Annotated in this window: 1 pseudogene; it reads left to right on the top strand. The window is 48.1% G+C overall.

Annotation, left to right across the window (positions count from 1 at the left end):
* A pseudogene (locus Q0605_RS05375) lies at window positions 1-1,835 on the top strand (DNA-directed RNA polymerase subunit beta'); the annotation flags it as partial.

Raw genomic sequence — 1,835 nt, 5'->3', positions numbered from 1 at the left:
GAGTCCACGACTTCGACGCGTTTGCAATCAGGCTTGCTAGTCCCGAGCAGATCAAGGCTTGGAGCCACGGCGAGGTCAAAAAGCCCGAAACCATCAATTACCGCACGCTCAAGCCGGAACGCGACGGGCTTTTTTGCGCTAAAATTTTCGGCCCCGTAAGGGATTATGAGTGCATATGCGGTAAATATAAAAAGATGCGTTATAAGGGCTGGAAGTGCGAAAAATGCGGCGTCGAGATCACGAGCTCGAAGGTTCGCCGCACTAGAATGGGACATATCGAGCTGGTAACGCCGGTAGCGCATATTTGGTACGTAAATTCCTTGCCTAGCCGCATCGGTACGCTTCTAAATATCAAGATGAAAGATCTTGAGCGCGTGCTTTATTATGAGGCTTACATCGTAGAAAGTGCAGGCGAGGCATTTTACGACAACGAAAATTCTAAAAAGGTCGAAAAATACGACGTTTTAAACGAAGAGCAGTATCAGAGCTTAAAAGAGCGCTTTTCGCAGACAGGCTTCGTCGCTAAAATGGGCGGTCAGGTGATCCGCGATATGCTAGCTGAGCTTGATTTAGTTGAAATTTTAAATTCTTTGAAGGAGGAGATGGATAACACAAACTCCGAAGCGAAGAAAAAAACCATCGTCAAGCGACTAAAGGTCGTAGAGAACTTTTTAAATTCCGGAAATAAGCCGGAGTGGATGATGATTACGAATCTGCCCGTGCTGCCTGCCGATCTGCGCCCGCTTGTTAGCCTTGAGGGCGGTAAATTTGCGGTTTCGGACGTAAACGATCTGTATCGCCGCGTCATCAATCGTAACACCCGTCTAAAGCGCCTTTTGGAACTTGATGCGCCGGAGATTATCATCCGCAACGAAAAGCGAATGCTTCAAGAGGCGGTGGATGCGCTTTTTGATAACGGACGCCGCGCGAACGCCGTAAAGGGAGCTAACAAACGCCCGCTTAAATCTCTAAGCGAGATCATTAAGGGCAAGCAGGGTCGCTTCCGTCAAAATTTACTCGGAAAGCGCGTGGATTTTTCGGGTCGCTCCGTTATCGTCGTAGGTCCAAATTTACGCATGGATCAGTGCGGTCTGCCTAAAACTATGGCGCTTGAGCTATTCAAGCCGCATCTAATCGCACGCCTGCAAGAGAAGGGCTATGCAACGACCGTCAAGCAGGCTAAAAAGATGATCGAAAATAGGATCAATGAAGTTTGGGAGTGCTTGGAGGAGGTCGTAAAGGATCACCCGGTTATGTTAAACCGCGCGCCGACGCTTCACAAGATGTCTATTCAGGCGTTTCATCCCGTACTAGTCGAGGGTAAGGCGATCAGGCTGCATCCGCTAGTCTGCGCCGCGTTCAATGCAGACTTCGACGGCGATCAGATGGCGGTGCATGTGCCGCTTAGCCAAGAGGCGATCGCGGAATGCAAAATTTTAATGCTAAGCTCGATGAATATCTTGCTTCCTGCGAGCGGAAAGCCCGTCGCGGTACCTAGCCAGGATATGGTTTTGGGAATTTATTATCTAAGCTTGGAAAAGCCGGGCGCAAAAGGAACAAATAAAATTTTTGCAAACGTTGATGAGGTAATGCTCGCCGTAGAGGCAAACGCTCTGGATATCCACGCCAAAATCAAAACGATGATCGATCATCGCATCATCTTTACGACCGCGGGGCGATTGATCATCAAATCGATCCTTCCTAGCTTTATTCCAGATCACCTTTGGAATAAGATTATGAAGAAAAAGGATATCGCCGAGCTTGTCGATTACGTCTATAAAAACGGCGGCCTTGAGATAAGCGCGGAATTTTTGGATAATCTTAAAAATTTAGGC

Source organism: uncultured Campylobacter sp., assembly GCF_938017705.1.
Lineage (GTDB): Bacteria > Campylobacterota > Campylobacteria > Campylobacterales > Campylobacteraceae > Campylobacter_B.
The sequence above is the reverse complement of the archived record's forward strand: the minus strand, read 5'-3'. Positions and strand labels throughout refer to the sequence as shown.